General features: G+C 65.0%; 22 protein-coding genes and 1 tRNA gene. 9 read left to right on the top strand and 14 right to left on the bottom strand.

Translation table 11 applies throughout. The annotated features are described in order from the left end of the window. The first annotated feature begins 407 nt into the window (after positions 1 to 407). A complete protein-coding gene (gene xth, locus RND78_RS19165; protein WP_312731256.1) occupies positions 408 to 1,196 on the top strand; it encodes an exodeoxyribonuclease III in 789 nt (262 codons plus the stop codon). A 6-nt stretch (positions 1,197 to 1,202) separates the two neighbouring features. Here xth and RND78_RS19160 read toward each other — a convergent pair whose 3' ends face one another. Together RND78_RS19160 and crcB are read right to left on the bottom strand one after the other, a co-directional pair. After that, positions 1,203 to 1,595 carry a hypothetical protein gene (locus RND78_RS19160; RefSeq protein WP_312731253.1) on the bottom strand — a complete coding sequence of 131 codons (393 nt, stop codon included), beginning with the start codon at positions 1,593 to 1,595 and terminating at the stop codon, positions 1,203 to 1,205. 16 nt (positions 1,596 to 1,611) lie between these two features. Then, positions 1,612 to 1,995: a fluoride efflux transporter CrcB gene (gene crcB, locus RND78_RS19155; RefSeq protein ID WP_312731250.1), complete on the bottom strand. Its 384-nt coding sequence runs from the start codon at positions 1,993 to 1,995 to the stop codon at positions 1,612 to 1,614. A 209-nt stretch (positions 1,996 to 2,204) separates the two neighbouring features. Here crcB and RND78_RS19150 point away from each other — a divergent pair, with 209 nt between their 5' ends. The 4 genes from RND78_RS19150 to RND78_RS19135 all read left to right on the top strand — a co-directional run bounded on the left by RND78_RS19150 (position 2,205) and on the right by RND78_RS19135 (position 5,161). Continuing rightward, positions 2,205 to 3,026, top strand: a complete 822-nt coding sequence (locus RND78_RS19150; RefSeq protein WP_312731247.1) for a sigma 54-interacting transcriptional regulator — start codon at positions 2,205 to 2,207, stop codon at positions 3,024 to 3,026. Between the two features lie 250 nt (positions 3,027 to 3,276). Continuing rightward, complete coding sequence (gene rfbD, locus RND78_RS19145; RefSeq protein WP_312731244.1) at positions 3,277 to 4,161, top strand: dTDP-4-dehydrorhamnose reductase; 885 nt, start codon at positions 3,277 to 3,279, stop codon at positions 4,159 to 4,161. 440 nt (positions 4,162 to 4,601) lie between these two features. Further along, on the top strand, positions 4,602 to 4,874 hold the full coding sequence (locus RND78_RS19140) for a hypothetical protein (RefSeq protein WP_312731242.1): 273 nt from the start codon (positions 4,602 to 4,604) through the stop codon (positions 4,872 to 4,874). A gap of 80 nt (positions 4,875 to 4,954) precedes the next feature. Next, a complete protein-coding gene (locus RND78_RS19135) occupies positions 4,955 to 5,161 on the top strand; it encodes a carbon storage regulator (protein ID WP_312731241.1) in 207 nt (68 codons plus the stop codon). A gap of 8 nt (positions 5,162 to 5,169) precedes the next feature. Here RND78_RS19135 and RND78_RS19130 read toward each other — a convergent pair whose 3' ends face one another. The 6 genes from RND78_RS19130 to dapA form a co-directional block, all read right to left on the bottom strand. Then, complete coding sequence (locus RND78_RS19130; RefSeq protein WP_312731238.1) at positions 5,170 to 5,631, bottom strand: hypothetical protein; 462 nt, start codon at positions 5,629 to 5,631, stop codon at positions 5,170 to 5,172. A gap of 368 nt (positions 5,632 to 5,999) precedes the next feature. After that, positions 6,000 to 6,089, bottom strand: a tRNA-Ser gene (locus tag RND78_RS19125). An 80-nt stretch (positions 6,090 to 6,169) separates the two neighbouring features. Next, entirely contained in the window at positions 6,170 to 6,880 is a 711-nt protein-coding gene (purC, locus tag RND78_RS19120) for a phosphoribosylaminoimidazolesuccinocarboxamide synthase (RefSeq protein WP_312731237.1), read from the bottom strand. Positions 6,881 to 7,037: 157 nt separating this feature from the next. After that, positions 7,038 to 7,796: an MBL fold metallo-hydrolase gene (locus tag RND78_RS19115; protein ID WP_312731236.1), complete on the bottom strand. Its 759-nt coding sequence runs from the start codon at positions 7,794 to 7,796 to the stop codon at positions 7,038 to 7,040. Continuing rightward, entirely contained in the window at positions 7,735 to 8,919 is a 1,185-nt protein-coding gene (gene bamC, locus RND78_RS19110) for an outer membrane protein assembly factor BamC (protein ID WP_312731235.1), read from the bottom strand. Before bamC ends, RND78_RS19115 begins: the two co-directional genes overlap by 62 nt. A gap of 14 nt (positions 8,920 to 8,933) precedes the next feature. Then, positions 8,934 to 9,812, bottom strand: coding sequence for a 4-hydroxy-tetrahydrodipicolinate synthase (gene dapA, locus RND78_RS19105; RefSeq protein WP_059227626.1), 879 nt, complete (start codon positions 9,810 to 9,812; stop codon positions 8,934 to 8,936). Positions 9,813 to 9,962: 150 nt separating this feature from the next. On the opposite strand from dapA, the gene RND78_RS19100 reads away from it, so the two are divergent. Next, positions 9,963 to 10,523 (top strand): glycine cleavage system protein R, encoded by a 561-nt coding sequence (locus RND78_RS19100; protein WP_295516853.1) that lies wholly within the window; start codon positions 9,963 to 9,965, stop codon positions 10,521 to 10,523. Between the two features lie 19 nt (positions 10,524 to 10,542). Continuing rightward, complete coding sequence (locus RND78_RS19095) at positions 10,543 to 11,016, top strand: peroxiredoxin (protein WP_312731226.1); 474 nt, start codon at positions 10,543 to 10,545, stop codon at positions 11,014 to 11,016. Here RND78_RS19095 and RND78_RS19090 read toward each other — a convergent pair whose 3' ends face one another. Beyond that, positions 11,017 to 11,271 (bottom strand): sulfurtransferase TusA family protein, encoded by a 255-nt coding sequence (locus RND78_RS19090; RefSeq protein ID WP_312731225.1) that lies wholly within the window; start codon positions 11,269 to 11,271, stop codon positions 11,017 to 11,019. Between the two features lie 96 nt (positions 11,272 to 11,367). On the opposite strand from RND78_RS19090, the gene RND78_RS19085 reads away from it, so the two are divergent. Next, positions 11,368 to 12,807 carry a M48 family metalloprotease gene (locus RND78_RS19085; protein ID WP_312731223.1) on the top strand — a complete coding sequence of 480 codons (1,440 nt, stop codon included), beginning with the start codon at positions 11,368 to 11,370 and terminating at the stop codon, positions 12,805 to 12,807. Positions 12,808 to 12,825: 18 nt separating this feature from the next. Here RND78_RS19085 and nadA read toward each other — a convergent pair whose 3' ends face one another. After that, positions 12,826 to 13,884: a quinolinate synthase NadA gene (gene nadA / locus RND78_RS19080; RefSeq protein WP_312731221.1), complete on the bottom strand. Its 1,059-nt coding sequence runs from the start codon at positions 13,882 to 13,884 to the stop codon at positions 12,826 to 12,828. Between the two features lie 212 nt (positions 13,885 to 14,096). On the opposite strand from nadA, the gene RND78_RS19075 reads away from it, so the two are divergent. After that, entirely contained in the window at positions 14,097 to 15,950 is a 1,854-nt protein-coding gene (locus RND78_RS19075) for a pyruvate kinase (protein WP_312731219.1), read from the top strand. Positions 15,951 to 15,970: 20 nt separating this feature from the next. On the opposite strand, the gene RND78_RS19070 is transcribed toward RND78_RS19075, so the two are convergent. From RND78_RS19070 to dcd, 4 genes are all read right to left on the bottom strand, one after another. Next, positions 15,971 to 16,861, bottom strand: a complete 891-nt coding sequence (locus RND78_RS19070) for an LD-carboxypeptidase (RefSeq protein ID WP_312731216.1) — start codon at positions 16,859 to 16,861, stop codon at positions 15,971 to 15,973. Continuing rightward, a complete protein-coding gene (locus tag RND78_RS19065) occupies positions 16,858 to 17,661 on the bottom strand; it encodes an MOSC domain-containing protein (RefSeq protein ID WP_312731214.1) in 804 nt (267 codons plus the stop codon). Before RND78_RS19065 ends, RND78_RS19070 begins: the two co-directional genes overlap by 4 nt. 72 nt (positions 17,662 to 17,733) lie before the next feature. Next, the gene (locus tag RND78_RS19060; protein ID WP_312731212.1) at positions 17,734 to 18,666 is read right to left on the bottom strand and encodes a chemotaxis protein CheV; all 933 of its coding nucleotides are present in this window, start codon (positions 18,664 to 18,666) and stop codon (positions 17,734 to 17,736) included. 117 nt (positions 18,667 to 18,783) lie between these two features. Continuing rightward, positions 18,784 to 19,350: a dCTP deaminase gene (gene dcd / locus RND78_RS19055; protein ID WP_007162761.1), complete on the bottom strand. Its 567-nt coding sequence runs from the start codon at positions 19,348 to 19,350 to the stop codon at positions 18,784 to 18,786. Positions 19,351 to 19,407: the final 57 nt, after the last annotated feature.

Raw genomic sequence — 19,407 nt, 5'->3', positions numbered from 1 at the left:
AACGGCCGATATGAAGTGAGAGAGACCTCGCTGACACTCTTCAACGAGACGACGCCTCCAGGCATGTCTCTTCATTCAAGCGATATGCCAACTTTCTCGCCAACTCCCTGCGGCCATTGTTTAGCCACTATACAAATCAAATTTAATTCATTGATTTATAGTTACTTTTTTGAATTTCCGTTCGTCGGCACGCTGATCTGAGTAACACCTTAGCCACATTCGAAACGGAACTTCTGGCCGGATTGTCAAAATTCTTCCGGCAATTCGGCGTTCGCGGCCAAAAAGTTCCCGAAGGTGCCAAAAAAAGTAAGTCATCAAATAACGATAACTACATCACATATCTTTTTGCGTGGAACTGACCTCCTGGCCAGCCGGTCATGGATACATCTCCTGCGCTGGAACCCACCATGGCCGTCCTCACCCTCGCCACCTATAACGTCAACGGTATCCGGGCGCGCCTTCCCATCCTCATCCAATGGCTGGAGCGGGAGCAGCCGGACATCGTCTGCCTGCAGGAACTCAAGGCCAAGAGCCTCGACTTTCCCGAAGCGGAGCTGGCGGCGGCAGGCTACGGTGCGCTCTGGGAGGGTCAGCCGTCCTGGAACGGCGTCGCCATCCTCGCGCGTGGCGACCAACCACTGGAGATCCGTCGTGGCCTGCCTGGCCTGGAGGACGACCCCCAGCGGCGCTATCTGGAAGCGGCGGTGAAGGGCATCATCGTCGGTTGCCTCTATCTCCCCAACGGCAACCCCTGGCCGGGCCCCAAGTTCGAGTACAAGCTGGCGTGGTTCGAGCGCCTGCTCGACCATGCCCAGGGGCTGCTGGACAGCGGCCATCCGGTGCTTCTGGCCGGCGACTACAACGTCGTCCCCACCGACCGCGACATCTACGATCCCAAGTCCTGGCGCAAGGACGCCCTGCTGCAGCCGGAGAGCCGGGCCTGTTTCCAGCGCCTGCTCGAACAAGGCTGGCTGGATGCCCTGCGCGCCCGCCATCCCGACGAGGCGATCTATACCTACTGGGACTACTTCCGTCAGCGCTGGCAACGCAACGCCGGTCTGCGCATCGATCACCTCCTGCTCAGTCCATCGCTCGCACCTGGACTGCAGGATGCCGGGGTCCATCGCTGGGTGAGAGATCTGGAGAAGACCAGCGACCATGCGCCGACCTGGATCAGTGTCGCGGCACCGGCCTGACGAGTGTCAGGCGTCGCGGAACAGGTCGTTGGCGTTGAGCAGGGCGTAGAGGATTTCCGGACGTTGCGTCAGGCCACGGCGAATGGCGGCCGGGATCGACTGATGCAGCTTGCGGCACAACCCCGGACGTGGCTGCAGCGCGATCGACAGGCCACGGGCGCTCCGCACTTCCCCGGGCCCCGGCGCTATCTCCAGGCAAATGCCCAGTTGCTCCTGCAACCGCTGTTGCAACCGCTGCAGATCGGCCAGGCTGCTGACCGCCTCGAGCCGCTGGAGCAGGCGCTGCTCCTCCTGTCGGTTGAGCAGCAGGGGCCGCGCATCGCGAGTCGGGTCGGCCAGTACGCCGTCCCGATCGCAGCTACAGACACCGGGCGGACAGGGCGCACGCAGAGCGGCCATCGCAACCTCCGCCGCGCTAGGCCCGATAGGCCCAATGGACCAGGCCGAAGCCCAGCGCCGTCATTGCCAGCGAACCGCTCAGATGGGCCCCCACCGTGGCCAATGCCCAACTTGGCTTGCCCTCCTGCAGCAGGACGATGACTTCCGCGGAGAAACTGGAGAAGGTGGTCAGGCCGCCACAGAAGCCCGTGGTGATGAGGGTACGCCATACCGGATCCATGTCCGGCACCTTGGCGAACCAGGCCAGGGCCACGCCGATGACCAGGCAGCCGATGAGATTGACCGCCAGGGTACCCAGGGGCAGCGAAGGAAAGAGACCATTCAACTTGAGGGCGAACAACCAGCGCAGCACGCACCCCAGGGCGCCGCCCACGATCACCGCCAGCAGGGAAAAAGCCAAAGCAGTGCCTCTTAGCCTAAGGATCGATCGGCAGGAACACAGCTAGGAAGCTCCGGTGCTCCCGGTCAGGCCACGATTCTATAACGCTGCAGCCTTCCGGATGACCCTCATTTTTAAATAGCCAAACATGATAAGTGAATGAAAAATACTTATTTTTAGCTATAAATCTGCATCGTTATTATGGGACTTTGCGTTGCAGTGATACCGGCATGCCTACCACCTCTCCCGACCTGTTGATCGTTCCCGCGGAGCAACAGAGCAATCTGACCATCCGCGCCAAGGCGCTGGCCTTCGCCGATCCCCGCTCACGGCATCTACTTGAACAGCTCGACGAGCTGGCGCCCCAGGCGCAGCCCGTGGTACTGGCCGGCGAATGGGGGACCGGCCGCGAATTGCTCGCCCGCCGACTGCACGAGCGCAGCGGCCGCACGGGCCTGTTCAGTAGCCTGAATTGCGCCTCCCTGAGCCGGCGCCACGGCGCCGCCGAGTTGTTCGGCTATGTCCCGCGCGCCTATGCCGGCACCTCGGGCAGTCGCGTGGGCTGGTTCGGCACCGCCAATGGCGGCAGCCTCTATCTGGACGAGATCGCCGACCTGCCCCGGGAGCTGCAGCAGGAACTGGCGCGGGTTCTGCAAGAGGGCAGCATCCTGCGCCTGGGCAGCAGTCAGCGCACCGAGGTCGAGGTGCGCCTGATCGTCGGCTCCAGCGTGGAGCTGGCACAAGCGGTCGAGGCCGGCCATTTCGAGACTCGGCTGTGGGAGCTCATCGGTCCGGGGCTCGTCTCCATCCCGCCACTGCGCGAGCGTCCGGCTGATCTGCTGCCGCTCACCCGCTATTTTCTCGCCCAGCACGCCGAACGTCTCGGCTGCGCGCCACCCGCCCTGACATCCGACGATGAAGCCGCCTTGATCGCCTATTCCTGGCCGGGAAACATCCGCGAACTTGAACAGGTTCTCCATACTGCCCTGCTGACCGCCTCGACGGCAGGGCTGCAGCTTGGCAAGCTGCTCACGCGCCTGCAACGGCGCTGAACTACACCGACGAACGGCAGTCCTAGCCGCGTATCCAGCCTACAGGTGACCCATGACCGCCACGTCCGCCAAATCGATGCCCACTCCGCCATAGCCAGCGGCCATCACTCTTCCCCAGGAAGATGATCGGAACCCAGAAATGGTCGCCAATGGCGGCAGGTCTTGGTTCGCGTGGGAAAAGCCCAGGGCTTTTCGAGCATCGATTTTTCAGGACGAACGCCTTCCGCTGAAGGCGTCCAGGCAAGCTTTCATGAATATTGTGATCACTGGCCGTTCCGGCCAGGTTTCGCGCGCCCTGCAGCGCGAGTTCGGCAGCACCCATTCGCTCACCGTCATCGGCCAGGCGGAGCTCGATCTGAGCCAGACCCATCGCCTGCGCGCCACCTTCGATCGACTGACGCCCGACCTCATCATCAATGCAGCGGCCTATACCGCCGTCGACCAGGCCGAACAGGATGTCGATCGTGCCGCGGCCATCAACGCGCACGCGCCGCAGATCCTGGCCGAGTGGGCACGCGAACGGGATATTCCCTTCGTTCACTACTCGACCGACTACGTCTTCGACGGCAGCCGTGATCGTCCCTATACCGAGGACTGCGCGCCAGCGCCCCTGAGCGTCTACGGTCGCTCCAAGTTGGCCGGGGAGCAGGCCGTGCTGGCGGCCGGGGGGCGCGCCCTTGTCCTGCGGACTTCTTGGGTCTACTCCCACGACCGCCCCTGCTTCTTCAACACCATGCGGCAGTTGCTCGCCGAGCGCGATGAACTGCATGTAGTGGACGATCAACTGGGCGCGCCCACCTGGGCACCCACCATCGCCCGGGCTACGCGCCATCTGGTCGAGCGTCTCCTGGAGCGACGCGACAGCACCGGGCTCTACCACCTGACCAGCGCCGGCCAGACCTCCTGGCACGGATTCGCCCACGCCATCGCCGAACGCCTGGCCGAACGCGGCGAGCTCCGTGCGCGCCTCTATCCCACCTCCACCGACAACTATCCGACTCCCGCGACCCGGCCCCGCTACTCGCGCCTGGATTGCCGCAAGGCCCAGGCACTGCTGCCCTTCCCCCTGCCCGACTGGCGGGAGGATTTCGCGCGGTGTTGGGCACGCGTCGCGGACGAAGCTGCCGAGCGCTGACGACCACCAGCGGCAGCGGGCGGGCCGCGCGCGGCGAACTACCCGGCAGCGCCGGGCGCGGGCGCTTCCTGTTCGCCCCTGGCAGGTCGCGGCCGGGCCCCGCTCCCCCACGCTGCGCGGGCCTTGGTTGTCCCGGAGCGGGTGGCCCTGGCAGATAGTGAAAGTGCTGCTGTCATCGCTCATGACGGTCTCCTGCTATTCACATGGAACCCAGCAATGACCGACCGCCCTGCCACCCGTTGTCCATCGCCAAACGAGCCGTCTCTCAGTAGAACGACGCCTTGGTGCTTCCGGCGACCATCCGTAGCCCTGGCGAGTACCTCTCGTCCGTTCGGCGGAAAAAGGCGCTGACCGCACTATCGATCCCATCCAGACTCCCCATAAGCGGTCGATAAGACTCTTGGCGATACTCTCGACCAGGAAGCCATCCGGAGGCCCGAATGCCCGAAGAAGACTACGACAGCGAACCGCTCCCCGCCGCCCGGCGAGTACCGGCCTCCGACCTGAATGAAATGGCCGTCGCCGTCGCGGCGGCCATCTCGATGTGGGCGCTCGCCACCCTGCTCACCTTGGCTGCCGGCCATCATGGCAGTGGCCCCACGGACAGAGTGAACCTGCTGACTCTGGCGGCTGGCCTGCTGGGTTTCGCCATCCGGCGCTGGCAACTGAAGCCGCGGCAGCGACGGCTGAACAGGCGCAGACTGCTGTCCTAGAGCGAATAATCTGCCAACTTGTTCTCATCCCAAGCGGAACTGGCTATCATCCGGGCCTTGGAATCATGGCAGGGATGCTCATGTCTTATCTGGTCTTGACCCGCCGCACCGATGAAATCATCAACCTTTCCCTCAAACCGGGAGCGGATGAAGAACAGGTGCTGGATCAGCTGTTCAATGGCGGCATCAACGTGCGCATCCTGAAAGTTCAGGGCGGTCGCGTACAGGTCGGCATCCAGGCACCCGCCGACATCAGCATCATGCGCCAGGAGCTGCTGCCGTTCTGACCTGAGGTTCAGACCGGCCTGGGGTTGTGGGCATACTCGAAGCGCCCTTCCAGTCCTCGCCATTCCACGCCCTGCCAGAGTTCGGGTGCCAGCGTGCCGTCCGCTCGCAGGTCCGCCCGATAATGGGCGAAGAACGGCTGGCCATCGCGCAGCACGATGACGTTGTGGCGCTCTTCGATCTGGGCGATGAGATCCAGGACGGCCTCCGACGCCCGGCCACCGCTCAGGCAATAGCAACTGCCGTACTGATGCAGCATGCTCTGGAAGCGGTAGCGATAGAGGGTGCAGCGATCAGTCTCGAGATGCACTCTCTGCCCCCTGGCGTCCTGCAGAGCATGGTGGACACAATGCTCGCAGTCCTCGAATTCCTGGCGGGACTCGACCCACTCGCCGAGGAACTGCTTCTTCCACCGCCAGACCAACAGCCCACGATCTTCAGGCCGTGAATACACGCTGACCTTGTAGAACATCGCTCGACTCCTCTTTTATTGTTATTCACTGAAGCCACACTTGGAAGCTAGGCGTGCAGGCCCGCCAGCGGGTCGTAGCCTGTGCTCGGGTGCACGTTTCCAGCATCGCTCCATTTCAGCGGGCCGTCCAGCTATCGAGCAACCCCGCGCCTGCCATCCGGCGGCGCCGGTCTCGTGCGCGGACGCAGCATGTCTCGCTGCATAGAATGGCGCGCATTACCATGACCTCGCTCAGCGCCACACTGCGACTGATCGCACCCGACAGCAGTCGGGAGCGGCCGGGCAGACAGCGGTGGTGCCACGGCCGAGCCGAATTCCAGCCAATAAAAAACCCCGAGGTGCCTGGCACACTCGGGGTTCTTCGGATATGGCGGAGAGATAGGGATTTGAACCCTAGGAGCCATTGCTGACTCAACGGATTTCGAATCCGTCCCGTTCGACCACTCCGGCATCTCTCCAACGCGGCGCATGATACCAGCCACGCGTACAAAAGCGAACAAGCAATTGCAAAAAAAGCTCTGGTATCAGCGGCTTGCGTTTAGAGGGGGACGCCCAGGCGCTGGGCTACCTCTTCGTAGGCCTCGATCACGCCGCCCAAGCCCTGGCGGAAGCGGTCTTTGTCCATCTTCTTGCGGGTGGCCTTGTCCCACAGGCGGCTGCCGTCCGGGCTGAATTCGTCGCCCAGGACGACCTTGCCGTGGAACAGACCGAATTCCAGTTTGAAATCCACCAGCAGCAGGCCGGCGTCGTCGAACAGTTGCTTGAGGATGTCATTGATGCGGAAGGTCAGCGCCTTCATCTCGGCCAGCTGGTCGAGGGTGGCCCAGCCGAAGGCCTGGACGTGGCTTTCGTTGACCATGGGGTCGTGCAAGGCGTCGTTCTTCAGGAAGAGCTCGAAGGTCGGCGGGGTGAGTTCCAGGCCCTCCTCCACGCCCAGGCGGCGCACCAGGCTGCCGGCGGCGAAATTACGGACCACGCACTCCACCGGGATCATGTCCAGCTTCTTGACCAGGCATTCGTTGTCGCCCAGCAGCTGTTCGAACTGGGTCGCGATGCCGGCGGCTTCCAGCTTCTGCATGACGAAGGCGTTGAACTTGTTGTTCACCATGCCCTTGCGCTCGAGCTGCTCGATGCGCTCGCCATCGAAGGCAGAGGTGTCGTTGCGGAACAACAGGACCAGGCGGTCGGGATCGTCGGTGGTGAATACCGACTTGGCCTTGCCACGGTAGAGTTCTGCGCGTTTTTCCATCTTGGACTCCGGTTCGAATGGCTTGCAGGCTGTGGACGAACCCAGGTGAGACGAGCGGTTCGGGACGAGTACAGCCGGGAAGCGCAGTTTACATAGGATCGTGGATCTTTTGGCCGCGCGGCAAGGCGCGGCCGCCAAAGAAAACTCGACTGGTGCCTCAGGCGATGGCCTGCCACGCCAGCCCCTGCTGCTGGTCGGCGATCTGCAGCCAGTCCGCATCGCAACCCAGTACATTGGTGAAACAGGCGCGGGCGAGCCAGGGGTTGTTGTTCTTCTCGCTCAGGTGGGCAAGCACCAGATGCTGCAGCCCTGGACAGGCCAGGTCCAGCACCAGGTCGGCCGACTGCCGGTTGTTGAGATGCCCGCGCACCCCGCCAACCCTCGCCTTGAGATGATAGGGATAGGGCCCATTGGCCAGCATGGCACTGTCATGGTTGGCCTCGATCACCAGGGCATCGAGCCCGCGATAGTGCTGCAGCACGCCCGGCGTGGCTTCGCCGAGGTCGGTGAGCACGCCCAGACGCTTGCGGCCATCGTCGAAGACGAACTGGGTCGGCTCCAGGGCATCATGGGAGACCTGCACCACGGTCACTTCCAGCGCATCCAGCACCAGGCGCTCGCCATCCACCAGCAGGCCCTCGGCCGCCACCGGCTTGCGCAGGCCACGTCCGGTGCCGGCGCTGTAGTAGACCGGCACCCCGTGCTTGCGCGCCAGCAGCTCGACGCCCTGGACATGATCGGAGTGTTCGTGGGTGACCAGGACGGCATCCAGCTGGGCAGGTACCACACCCAGCCGGGCCAGGCGACGCTCGGCTTCCCGCAGGGAGAAGCCGCAGTCGATCAGGACGTAGCTGTTATGGCTGTGCACCAGGGTCGAGTTGCCCCGACTGCCGCTGCCCAGGATTGCGAAGCGCATACTGCATGCTCGTCTGAAGCTTCTTCAGCACGCCTTCGGCGATATCCTGGGGTGCTGCGGTGTTGATGGTCTTGTCCAGGGTGACCTGAACGGTGTTGCCGACCGAGGTGAGGCGCACCTGGAAGCGCCGCGCCCGGGCGTCTTCCTCTTCCTTGGTCTCGCCCTTGCCGAACAGGCGACCGAAGAAGCCCGGCTTGCGCTCTTCCGGCTTCTGCGCCCCCTCGGCGAGGTTGACGTAGTACACGCCCAGGCTGCGATCCATGTCGTCGACGCGGATGTCGGCGCCTTCGATGGCGCGGCCGACGCTGGACCAGGCACGGTTCAGGTCGCTTTCCAGCACCAGCATGGGCACGCCGCTGCCATCGACCTCATAGGTGACACGCTCGGGGGTATCGTAGCCGCCCGCGGCCAGCAGGGACACCGAACCGCCACCCTCGGCGCTACGATCCAGACCAGCCAGCACCTGGTTCAACAGGGCATCGTCGAGCGCCGAGCTGTTCTGGCTGCTGGACCAGGACGGATCGCTGGAGCTGCCCTGGCTGCGGGTCTGGGTCTGGACGAAGATTTCGCTGCTGCCGGACTGCACGCCCGGCTCGATACGCAGTCGCGCCCGCAGTTCCTTACCGGGCTCCAGGCGACCGTTGGTGCTCAGGGCACGGGCCAGCGGCGTGGTCAGCTCGGTGGGCGACTGCCAGGCGGTGACCAGCTCGCCGGTCTGCGGACGCTCCTCGGCAATGCGGAAGCCGTTGTCGGTGAAGTACTGGCGAGCCGTTGGCCAGATCGTGGCCGGGACCTTCTGCGCGGCCAGCCAGCGGGCATTGCCGCTGCGCTGGACGCTGAATTGCTCGCTGCCACCGCCCTGGACGCTCAGTGCCTGGGGCCGCGGCACCTCGAAGCCATAGGAGCGGTTCTGGGTGTCGGCCACGTTGGCCGGAACCGGCAGCAGCGGGTCCAGCGGCTTGGCCTGCAAATCGGTCGGCACCTGCATCGGGCCGGTCTCGCGGGATTCGAGGTAGTCGTTGCCGCGATCACGGAAGTAGCCATGTTCGCCCCACAACCAACTGCAACCACTGGCGCTGGCCACGGCCAGGCCCAACGTCGTCAATCCAAGAATACGTTTCATCGCCTGCTTCCTAATCACGCCAGCACTCCCGCCTGACGCAGGGCCTGACGTACCACTTCATGGCAGCGCGAGCTGAGCCAGGTCAGGGGCAGACGGATACCGGCGTCGATCATGCCCATTTCATGGAGGGCCCACTTCACCGGGATCGGATTCGATTCGATGAACAGATTCTTGTGCAGCGGCATGAGCTTCTCGTTCAGCGCGCGTGCGGTGTCGGCATCGCCGCGCATGGCGGCGGCGCAGAGGTCGCTCATCGCCCGGGGCGCGACGTTGGCGGTCACCGAGATGTTGCCCTTGCCGCCCAGCAGCATGAGCTCGGCCGCGGTCGCGTCGTCGCCGGAGTAGACCAGGAAATCCTTGCTCACCCGGGAGAGGATGTCGCGGGCACGGGCCAGGTCGCCGGTGGCTTCCTTGATGCCGATGATGTTCGGTACCTTGGCCAGGCGCTCGACGGTCTCGGCCAGCATGTCGCAGGCGGTACGGCCCGGCACGTTGTAGAGGATCTGCGGGATGGCGACGGTTTCGGCGATCATGCGGAAGTGCTGGTACAGCCCTTCCTGGGTGGGCTTGTTGTAATAGGGCACGACCAGCAGGCAGGCATCGGCCCCGGCGTCCTTGGCGGCACGCGTCAGGTCGATGGCCTCACGGGTGGAATTGCCACCGGTGCCGGCGATGACCGGGATGCGGCCCTTGACCTGTTCGACCACATGACGGATCACGGCGACGTGCTCGTCGACATCGACCGTCGCCGACTCGCCCGAGGTGCCCACCGCGACGATGGCATCGGTGCCTTCGGCGAGATGGAAGTCCACCAGCTTGGTCAGGCTATCCCAATCGATACGCCCCTGGGCGTCCATGGGGGTGACCAGCGCCACCATACTCCCCGCAATCATGCAACCGCTCCTGCCGGAAAAAGAGAGCGGTAATGGTACTGACGCCTCCGCGCCAGCACAAGCAACGCACCCCGACGGGCATTCCCCCCGCGAGCGCTTTTCGCTACCCTTTCGCCTTTGCCAGTGTTATCCCCCCTGCCAGGAACCCCAATGTCCGCTACCCCCCCGATTCGCGAACAATTTCTCGTCATCAGTGCCATGGGCGCCAATCCCATGGAGCTGACCAACGTGCTCTTTCGCAGCTGCATGGACAATCGCTGCGCCGTGGTCAGCAGCCGCCTGAGCCGGCACGGAGAATACAGCGCGCTGATCCTGCAGGTGTCCGGCAACTGGGACGGCCTGGCACGCCTCGAGGGCGGCCTCGCCGGCCTCGGCAAGCGCCATGGCTTCACCGTCGGGGTGACCCGTAGCGCCGCGCTGGAGAATCGTCCGCAGGCGCTGCCGTACGTCGTTTATGTCAGCGCGGCCTATCGCCCGGATATCCTCAACGAGCTCTGCCAGTTCTTCGCTGACCACAAGATCGAGGTGGAGAACCTGGTGTGCGACTCCTACCAGGCGCCCCAGACCGGCGGCACCATGCTCAACGCCACCATCACCGTGACCCTGCCCGCCGGTACCCAGATCAGCTGGCTGCGCGACCAGTTCCTGGACTTCGCCGATGCCCTGAACCTCGACGCCCTGATCGAGCCCTGGCGGCCACAGAACAACTGAACGACCGGAGGACCTGTCCATGAGCGTGACCCTCGACCAGCCGCTTCCCACCTTCCAGGCCCAGGCCACCAGCGGCCTCGAGGTCTCGCCCGACAGCCTGCGCGGTCACCAGGTGGTGTTGTACTTCTATCCCAAGGACAACACCCCGGGCTGCACCACCCAGGGCCAGGGCTTTCGTGACCTGCACGAGCAATTTGCCGCCGCCAATACCCAGATCCTGGGGGTTTCCCGCGACAGCCTGCGCACCCACGAGAACTTTCGCGCCAAGCAGGGCTTCCCCTTCGAGCTGATCAGTGACAAGGATGAGACGCTGTGCAACCTCTTCGCGGTGCTGCAGCCGAAGAAGCTCTATGGCAAGGAGTACATCGGCGTGGATCGCAGCACCTTCCTGGTGGATCGTGACGGCGTGGTTCGCAAGATCTGGCGCAACGTGAAGGTGCCCGGCCACGTCGACGAGGTACTGGCCGCCGCCAAGGCGCTGAACGAGGCCTGATCAGGCTTTGCGCAGCCAGTAGCGGAAGGTTTCTCCCGCTACTTCTTCGCCCACCAGGGCATGGCCCGACAGCTTGGCGAAGGTACGAAAATCCCGTTGCGAGCCGGCATCGGTAGCGATCACCGCGAGCACCTCCCCCGGCGCCAGCCGGTTGAGTTCCAGCTTGGCCTTGAGCAGCGGCATGGGGCAGCTCAGACCGCTGGCGTCCAGCTGGGCGGTCACGGCGCCGGTGTAGGGTTGGCTCATCTCTGCCATGGGTTTCTCCGGTACGGGGTACGACAACGCCCGCGCTTGCTAGGCACTCGGACGGCGGGCCGCTAAAGTAGCCCTTTTGCGACCATGAGTCATGCCATGAAAGTCCTGCGCCCCGCCCTGCTGTCCCTGGCGCTGCTCACCGCGCCATTCCTGGCGCACGGCGCGAACGAGCTACCCTCGCTGGGCGACGCCAGTTCTTCGATCGTCTCGCCCGAGCAGGAGTTTCAGATGGGCCGCGCCTGGCTGAGCATGTTGCGCGGCCAGGTACCGACCATCAACGATCCGCAGCTCAAGCAATTCGTCGAGCAGACCGTCTACAAGCTGGCCGAGACCAGCGACCTGCAGGACCACCGCCTGGTCTTCATCCTGATCAAGGACCCGGAGATCAACGCCTTCGCCGCTCCCGGTGGAGTGATCGGGGTGAATGGTGGGCTTTTCCTCAAATCGGAGACCGAAGCCGAGTACGCGGCGGTCATGGCTCACGAGTTGGGTCACCTGATCCAGCGCCACTTCGCTCGCGGGGTGGAAAACCAGCAACGCATGCAGTTGCCGCTGATGGCGGCGCTGCTCGCCGGCATCGTGGCGGCTGCCGCGGGCGGCGGTGATGCCGGCATCGCCGCCATCGCCTCGACCCAGGCGGCGGCGATCCAGAGTCAGTTGCGCTTCTCGCGGCTGAACGAGCAGGAGGCCGATCGCGTTGGCATCGTCAACCTGGAACGGGCCGGCTACGATCCGCGCGCCATGCCGGAGATGTTCGGTCGGCTCGCCCGCCAGTATCGCTATGACCGTACCCCACCGGAGTTCCTGCTGACTCACCCGGTCACCGACAGCCGGATCGCCGATACCCAGGCGCGTGCCGAGCGTTTTCCCAAGGGCGGCGTCGAGGATAGCAAGCGCTTCCAGCTGATGAAGGTGCGTGCCCAGCTGTACTTCGAGGAAACCGCCGGTCTGCTGGTGAAGCGCTATCGCGCCCAGTTGCAGGACAATCCGGACAACGATGCCGTGCGCTATGGCCTGGCCATGGGCCTGACCCGCCAGGGCCAGCTCAACGAAGCCCGCGACACCCTGGCGCCGCTGCTGCGCAAGGCGCCGGACGACGTCAGCTACAACCTCGCCCAGGTCGACTTGGACATCACCGCCAATCGCCTGCCCGAGGCGCAGAAGCGGGTCCAGCGTCTGGTAGAACTCTATCCGGGCGATCTGGCCGTCACCCTGGCCCAGGTGGACATGCTCAATCGCACCCAGAAGGCCAAGGACGCCAGCCAGTTGTTGGACAAGCTGCTCAAGCAGCGACCGATCGACCCGGACATCTGGAACCTGGCCGCCGACATTCGTGGCCAGGCCGGTGATCTGATCGGAGTGCACCAGGCCCGCGCCGAATACTTCGCCCTGACCGGCGACTACAACCAGGCCATCCAGCAGCTGGGCTTCGCCAAGCAGCGCGCGGCCAGCAACTACCAGCTCGCGGCGCGGATCGACGCTCGCCAGCAGGAAATGATTGCCCAGCGCAAGCTGAGCGAAGATATCCTGCGCTAAGACATGCGGGCAGCGCCCTTAGGCGTTGCCCTTGATCTTTAGCTGCAGCGCCTGGGTGAAGTCGAGCATGCGCTTGAGCGGCTTGACCGCCTTGGGAATGAGCGCCGGATCGACCAGCACCTCGCCGGAGCCGTCGAGCAGGCAGTTGAGGGTGCGCTCGAGGGTGTTCATCGCCATCCAGGGGCAATGGGCGCAGCTGCGGCAGGCGGCGCCGTTGCCGGCGGTGGGTGCCTCGATGAAGACCTTGTCCGGGCAGGCCTGCTGCATCTTGTAGAAGATGCCGCGGTCGGTGGCGACGATGAATTCACGATTGGGCAGCGTCTGGGCAGCCTTGATCATCTGGCTGGTGGAGCCGACATGGTCGGCCAACTCGATCACCGCCTCGGGCGATTCCGGATGCACCAGAATCGCCGCCTCGGGATAGAGGCGCTTGAGGTCTTCCAGCTGGCTGGCCTTGAATTCCTCATGGACGATGCAGGAGCCTTCCCAGAGCAGCATGTCGGCGCCGGTCTCACGCTGGATATAACGGCCCAGGTGGCGATCGGGCGCCCAGAGGATGGTCTCGTCGTTGTCCATCAGGTGCTCGACGATGTCCAGGGCGCAGCCGGAGGTCACCACCCAGTCGGCCCGGGCCTTCACGGCAGCGGAGGTGTTGGCGTAGACCACCACGGTGCGCTCGGGGTGTTGGTCGCAGAAGGCGGAGAACTCTTCTACCGGGCAACCCAGGTCCAGGGAGCAGGTAGCCTCCAGGGTCGGCATCAGCACCCGCTTTTCCGGGTTGAGGATCTTGGCCGTCTCGCCCATGAACTTGACCCCGGCCACTACCACCGTGGACGCCGGATGGCGATTGCCGAAGCGGGCCATCTCCAGGGAGTCGGCAACGCAACCGCCGGTTTCCTCGGCCAGGGCCTGGATCAGCGGATCGGTGTAGTAGTGAGCCAGCAACACCGCGTTCTGCGCCTTGAGTTCGCGGGCGATGGCGGTCTTGTAGGCCGCGATCTCGTCCGGCCCGAGCGCCTTGGGCTGCTTGGCGGCCAGATGGGCCTGGACCAGGAGACGTTCGGAAATCTGCGCCATGGCGGGTACCTGAAAACGGGGGTCGTCAAGGCCGCGCATCATAGCAGCATCCTCGCCGACTCCCTACGGTCGCCCGCGGTGATCTTTGCTGATGAGTGGCCATCTGCCGCTAATGTCTGGCAACACTTGGCTTTTCACTTCTGCGGCGGCGGCAGGTCCGAGACAGCAATGCCAGGCGAGCGTATCGCCTGGCGTCTTCCTGGAGACCCACAGTGCCGCCTCGCTCGACCTCGCGTTCCCGGCCATCCGAGCAAGACCTCGCCACCCTGCTCGATGATTTGCGCCGCCTGCACACCACCCTGGAGCGGGCTGCTACAGATCCTCGCCTGGAGCATCAGGCGCTCAATCCCGCCTATCAGGCCAGCGCCCAGAATCTGCTCGCCTATCTGGCCCTGCGTGGGCAGGACCTGCACGCGTTGCAGCTGCAGCTGTCCGCCCAGGGGCTGTCATCCCTGGGTCGCTCCGAGGCTGCCGTGCTGCCTACGGTGGCGACCCTCATCGGCACCCTGGAGCGGCTACTGGGATCCAGCTCGGGGGCGAAGCCGGTGGCCAGGGCCCCTAACCCGCTGGCACGCCACGCCCGCGCCCTGTTCGGCGCGGCACCGCGCGAGCGCACAGTGCGCATCATGGTCACCTTGCCGAGTGAGGCGGCAGACCACTATTCGCTGGTTCGCGATCTGCTCGCGGCCAGGATGGATTGCGTGCGTATCAACTGCGCCCATGACGACCCCGCCACCTGGACGCGGATGATCGAACACACCCGCCGAGCCAGCGCGGAGCTGGACCAGCCGTGCCAGGTGTTCATGGACCTACCGGGCCCCAAGCTGCGGACAGGCCCGGTCGCCCCGGGCGCGGCGGTATGCAAGGTAAAACCCGAGCGCGACGACCAGGGCCGCGTACGGCATGCAGCGCGGGTTTGGCTGACTGGCCGGCGTAGCCCGCGACCGGCGCCTTCCTCTGCCGCCGCCAGCCTCGAGGTGGGTGATCGCTGGCTGGGCGGACTGCAGGCCGGCGAACGGATTCGCCTGGTGGATACCCGTCAGGCCGAGCGCCGGCTGGAGGTCGTCGAGGTGACCGCCAAGGGTTGCTGGGCGGAGGTCCACAAGACCACCTACCTGGCCCCCGGCCTGCGCTTGGGCGTCAAGCACGGCGGCCGCAAGAAATACAGCCACATCGGCGAGTTCGCCCCTCAGCCGGGCGCCCTGCGGCTGGCTGAAGGCGACCTGCTGATCCTGACCGCCGAACAGGCACCGGGACGCCCCGCCAGCCACGACAGCAGCGGCCGCCTGCTGACCCCGGCGACCCTGGGCTGCACCCTGCCCCAGGTGTTCGCCGACGTGCGCGGTGGCGAGCCCGTCTGGTTCGACGATGGCAAGATCGGCGGAGTGGTGGAGCAGGCCAGTCAGGAGGCGCTGCAGGTACGCATCACCCATGCCCCGGGCGGGGCCAAGCTCAAGGGTGACAAGGGCATCAACTTTCCCAAGAGCACGCTGCGACTCGCGGCGCTGGGCGAGCAGGATCTCGCGGCGCTCGCCTTCGCCGCCGCGCATGCCGATGGCGTGGAGATGTCCTTCGTCAACACCGCGGACGACGTTCAGGAGCTGCTCGCGGAGCTGGAACGGCTACAGGCGGATCGTTTGGGCGTGGTACTGAAAATCGAGACGCGACGCGGCTTCGATAATCTGCCCGCGCTGTTGCTGGCGGGTATGCGCCGCGGTGGTTTCGGCGTGATGATCGCCCGCGGCGATCTTGCCGTAGAGGGCGGCTTCGAGCGGCTGGCGGCGTTGCAGGAAGATATCCTCTGCCTGTGCGAAGCGGCTCACGTACCGGTGATCTGGGCGACTCAGGTACTGGAGAATCTGGCCAAGAAGGGATCGCCCTCGCGCGCCGAGATCACCGACGCGGCCACCGGGGTGCGCGCCGAATGCGTGATGCTGAACAAGGGTCCGCACATCCACAAGGCGGTCGCCACCCTGGATGAGCTACTGGTTCGGATGCAGGGCTACAACAGCAAGAAGCGGCAGATGCTGCGCAAGCTGGAACTGGCGTCGCCCTGGTCGGAGTGAGCCGACCAGGGCGGGCTGCGTCAGAGCACCTGGAGGCGGTCCGCGTCCAGACGCACCCGTGCACCGTACGGCCAGGCCTCGTTAGCCGGGCCATGGCCGCTGGGCAGGCCGCGATAGAGGGCGATACCCCGCGGCTCCAGCCATTCGGCGAAGATCTCCTCCAACGACTGCTCGACATTGCGCCGTGGGCAAGCGGTGAAGGTGCCCAGGCAGACCGCGCCGATACGGTGCTCGGTCAGGCCGCCCAAGATCTGGCACAGGCTACGTTCCAGGCGATAGTAGGGTTCGCCGACGTCTTCCAGCATGAGGATGGCCCCGTCGTGGGGACGCAAGGCGGCGGAAGTACCCACTATGCTGGCCAGGGTGGTCAGATTACCGCCGATCAACTCGCCCGCCGGGACGTGGGCGGGGCCGGCCAGACGCTCCAGGTCCCAGGCCGGACGTGCGCCGGCACACAGCTCCAGGACCGATTCCAGCGAGCGGGTCCGCGCCGCCTGGACGGCCGGGTCTTCTTCGGTACGTCCCCAGTCCAGGGCACCGGGCCCATGAATGGCGGTCAGGCCACGGCGATGGAAGGCCTCCAGCAGCACGGTCAGGTCCGAATAGCCGATCAACGGGCGGCCCTTGCTGCTGGACAGCCGCGACCAGTCCAGCCAGGGCAGCAGTTGGGCGGCCCCATAACCACCGCGCAGGCACCAGACGGCGTCCACATCGGCCTGACTGAAGGCCCAGTGCAGATCCGCTGCCCGCTCCTGCGCGGTCCCGGCCAGATAGCGATGCCGGCTGAGCGCCTGCCCGCCGAGCACGGGTTCGATGCCGGCGGCCCGTAGCCGCTCCATCGCCGCCGTGACCAGTTCTTCCTTGACCGCACCCGCCGGACTGACCAGCGCCACACGCTGTACAGGGGTCACTCCAGCACCTCCACCGGCATGCCGGCTTCGATGACGCCCCGCCCCAGCGGGATGACATTCATGCCGAACAGCATGCGGTTGTCTTCGAAGCGGTATTCGCGCAAGGCGGTCAGCGGCTGCCGATCAGGATCCTTCTCGCCCGTCACCGGGTCCTGGGTGACGACGATGCAGCGCGAGCAGGGACAGGCCACGGCGAAATCCACGCTACCGATGCGCAGGCGCCTCCAGCCATCCTCGGCATAGGCAGCGGCGCCTTCCACCACCAGGTTGGGTCGAAAGCGCAGCATCTCCAAGGGTTTACCCACCCGCGCCACCAGGTCGGCCAGGGAGGCCTCGTTGGTCAGCAGCAGCGGAAAGCCATCGGCGAAATGCACCTGCTGGCCGGGCTCGGCGAAGTCGGTATTGATCTGGCGGGCAAAGGGCTCGGCGATGTGCACCAGGCGACAGCGACGACCGAGGAAGTCGCTCAGCCAGGCGTCCGCTTCGGCGGCGACTGGCGCCTGCAGGGTGTCGCGCCAGATGGTCACGCCCAGCCGCTCTGCCTGGGCATCGGGTACGGCGACCTCCAGCGGCTCGCGGTCGGGCGCGCTCAAGCGCAGGCGATCAGCGGCCAGCCAGCGTGCTTCGATGCGATTCATCCGGGCCAGTTGGCGCAAGGTCAGGAAGCGACCGGTGTCGGCATCCACCACCATCCAGCGCCGGTCACCGACCAGGCCCAGGGCGTCCACCTCGGCACGCGCCAAGGTTTCCACGGCCGTCGACTTGACGGGATAACGGTAGAGGGCACTGAGGTGCGGCATGGGCGCGGCTTCCTGGCAGCTGAGGAGGGCCGCCAGTGTAAGGGAGGTGCCGGGCAGGCGAAACCGCGGGGATCAGCTCTCTTCGGACAGCGCCAGGCGCCGACGAACTTCCTCGACCAACAGATCGGGCTGGAACTTGGACAGAAAGGCGTTGCAACCCACCTTCTTCACCATGGCTTCGTTGAAGCTGCCCGACAGGGAGGTGTGCAACACCACGTAGAGGTCGGCGAGGCGTGGGTCCTGGCGGATCTCGGTGGTCAGCCGGTAACCGTCCATTTCCGGCATCTCGGCATCGGTCAGTACCATCAAGAGCTTGTCGGTCAGCACCACGCCTTCGTCGGCCCAGGCCTTGAGCTTGCGCAGGGCCTGCAGGCCATCGGTGGCGACATGGAATTTCAGGTCCAGCTGCACCAGGGTATCGCGCAGCTGGCCAATGGCGGTGCTGGAGTCGTCCACCAGCAGCACCTCGCGCCCGCGGGCCTTGGCCAGCAGCGGATCGGCCAAGCGCTCCTGGGAGACCTTGACGTTGTAGGGGACGATTTCGGCCAGCACCTTCTCGACATCGATGACCTCCACCAGCTTGTCTTCGATTCGAGTAATGGCGGTGAGGTAGTGCTGGCGCCCGGCGCCACCGGGTGGCGGCTGGATGCTGTCCCAATTCAGGTTGATGATGCGGTCGACGCCGCCCACCAGGAAGGCCTGCACCGAGCGGTTGTACTCGGTGACGATGATGGTGCTGTTCTCGTCGGGGGTGATGGGCCGCATGCCGATGGCGGCGGCTAGATCGATCACCGGCAGGGTCTGGCCGCGCAGATGGACCACCCCGCAGACCACTGGATGGCGCTTGGGCATCAGGGTCAGGCGCGGCAGCTTGAGTACCTCCTGCACCTTGAACACGTTGATGGCGAACATCTGCCGGCTGGACAGCTGGAACATGAGAATTTCCAGGCGGTTCTCGCCAACCAACTGGGTACGTTGATCGACGGTATCGAGAATGCTGGCCATGGAAATCCGCTCCAAAGATAAGTCAGGTGGAAGGCTATCGGCTGCAATCGCCAGCTCTTGAGGGCCGAGAAACGACGAAGCCGCCCGAACGGGCGGCTTCAGCGATCTACCAGTGGCTCAGGCGCGCGGCAGGGTCACGCCGCGCTGCCCCTGATACTTGCCGCCACGGTCCTTGTAGGAGACCTCGCAGGCCTCGTCGGATTGCAGGAACAGCATCTGGGCCACGCCCTCGTTGGCGTAGATCTTCGCCGGCAGGGTGGTGGTGTTGGAAAACTCCAGGGTCACGTGGCCTTCCCACTCGGGTTCCAGCGGGGTGACGTTGACGATGATGCCGCAGCGGGCATAGGTGCTCTTGCCCAGGCAGATGGTCAGGACGTCGCGCGGGATGCGGAAGTATTCCACGGTGCGCGCCAGGGCGAAGGAGTTCGGCGGAATGATGCAGACGTCGCTGACCACGTCGACGAAGCTCTTGTCATCGAAGTTCTTGGGGTCCACCACCGCCGAATGGATGTTGGTGAACACCTTGAATTCATTGGCGCAACGCACGTCGTAGCCGTAGCTGGACACCCCGTAGGAGATCACCCGGCTGTCGTCCGCGCCACGCATCTGGCGCTCGACGAAGGGCTCGATCATGCCGTGCTCCTGGGCCATGCGGCGAATCCACTTGTCCGATTTGATGCTCATGGCAGGTCTAGCTCCGGGCGAAAAAGTTGACCGCGCATTGTATTGGATCGCAGCGCG

The sequence above is a fragment of the Pseudomonas oryzihabitans genome, from assembly GCF_032027545.1.
In the GTDB taxonomy this organism is placed as follows: domain Bacteria; phylum Pseudomonadota; class Gammaproteobacteria; order Pseudomonadales; family Pseudomonadaceae; genus Chryseomonas; species Chryseomonas oryzihabitans_F.
This window is presented reverse-complemented; position numbering and strand designations above follow the sequence as displayed.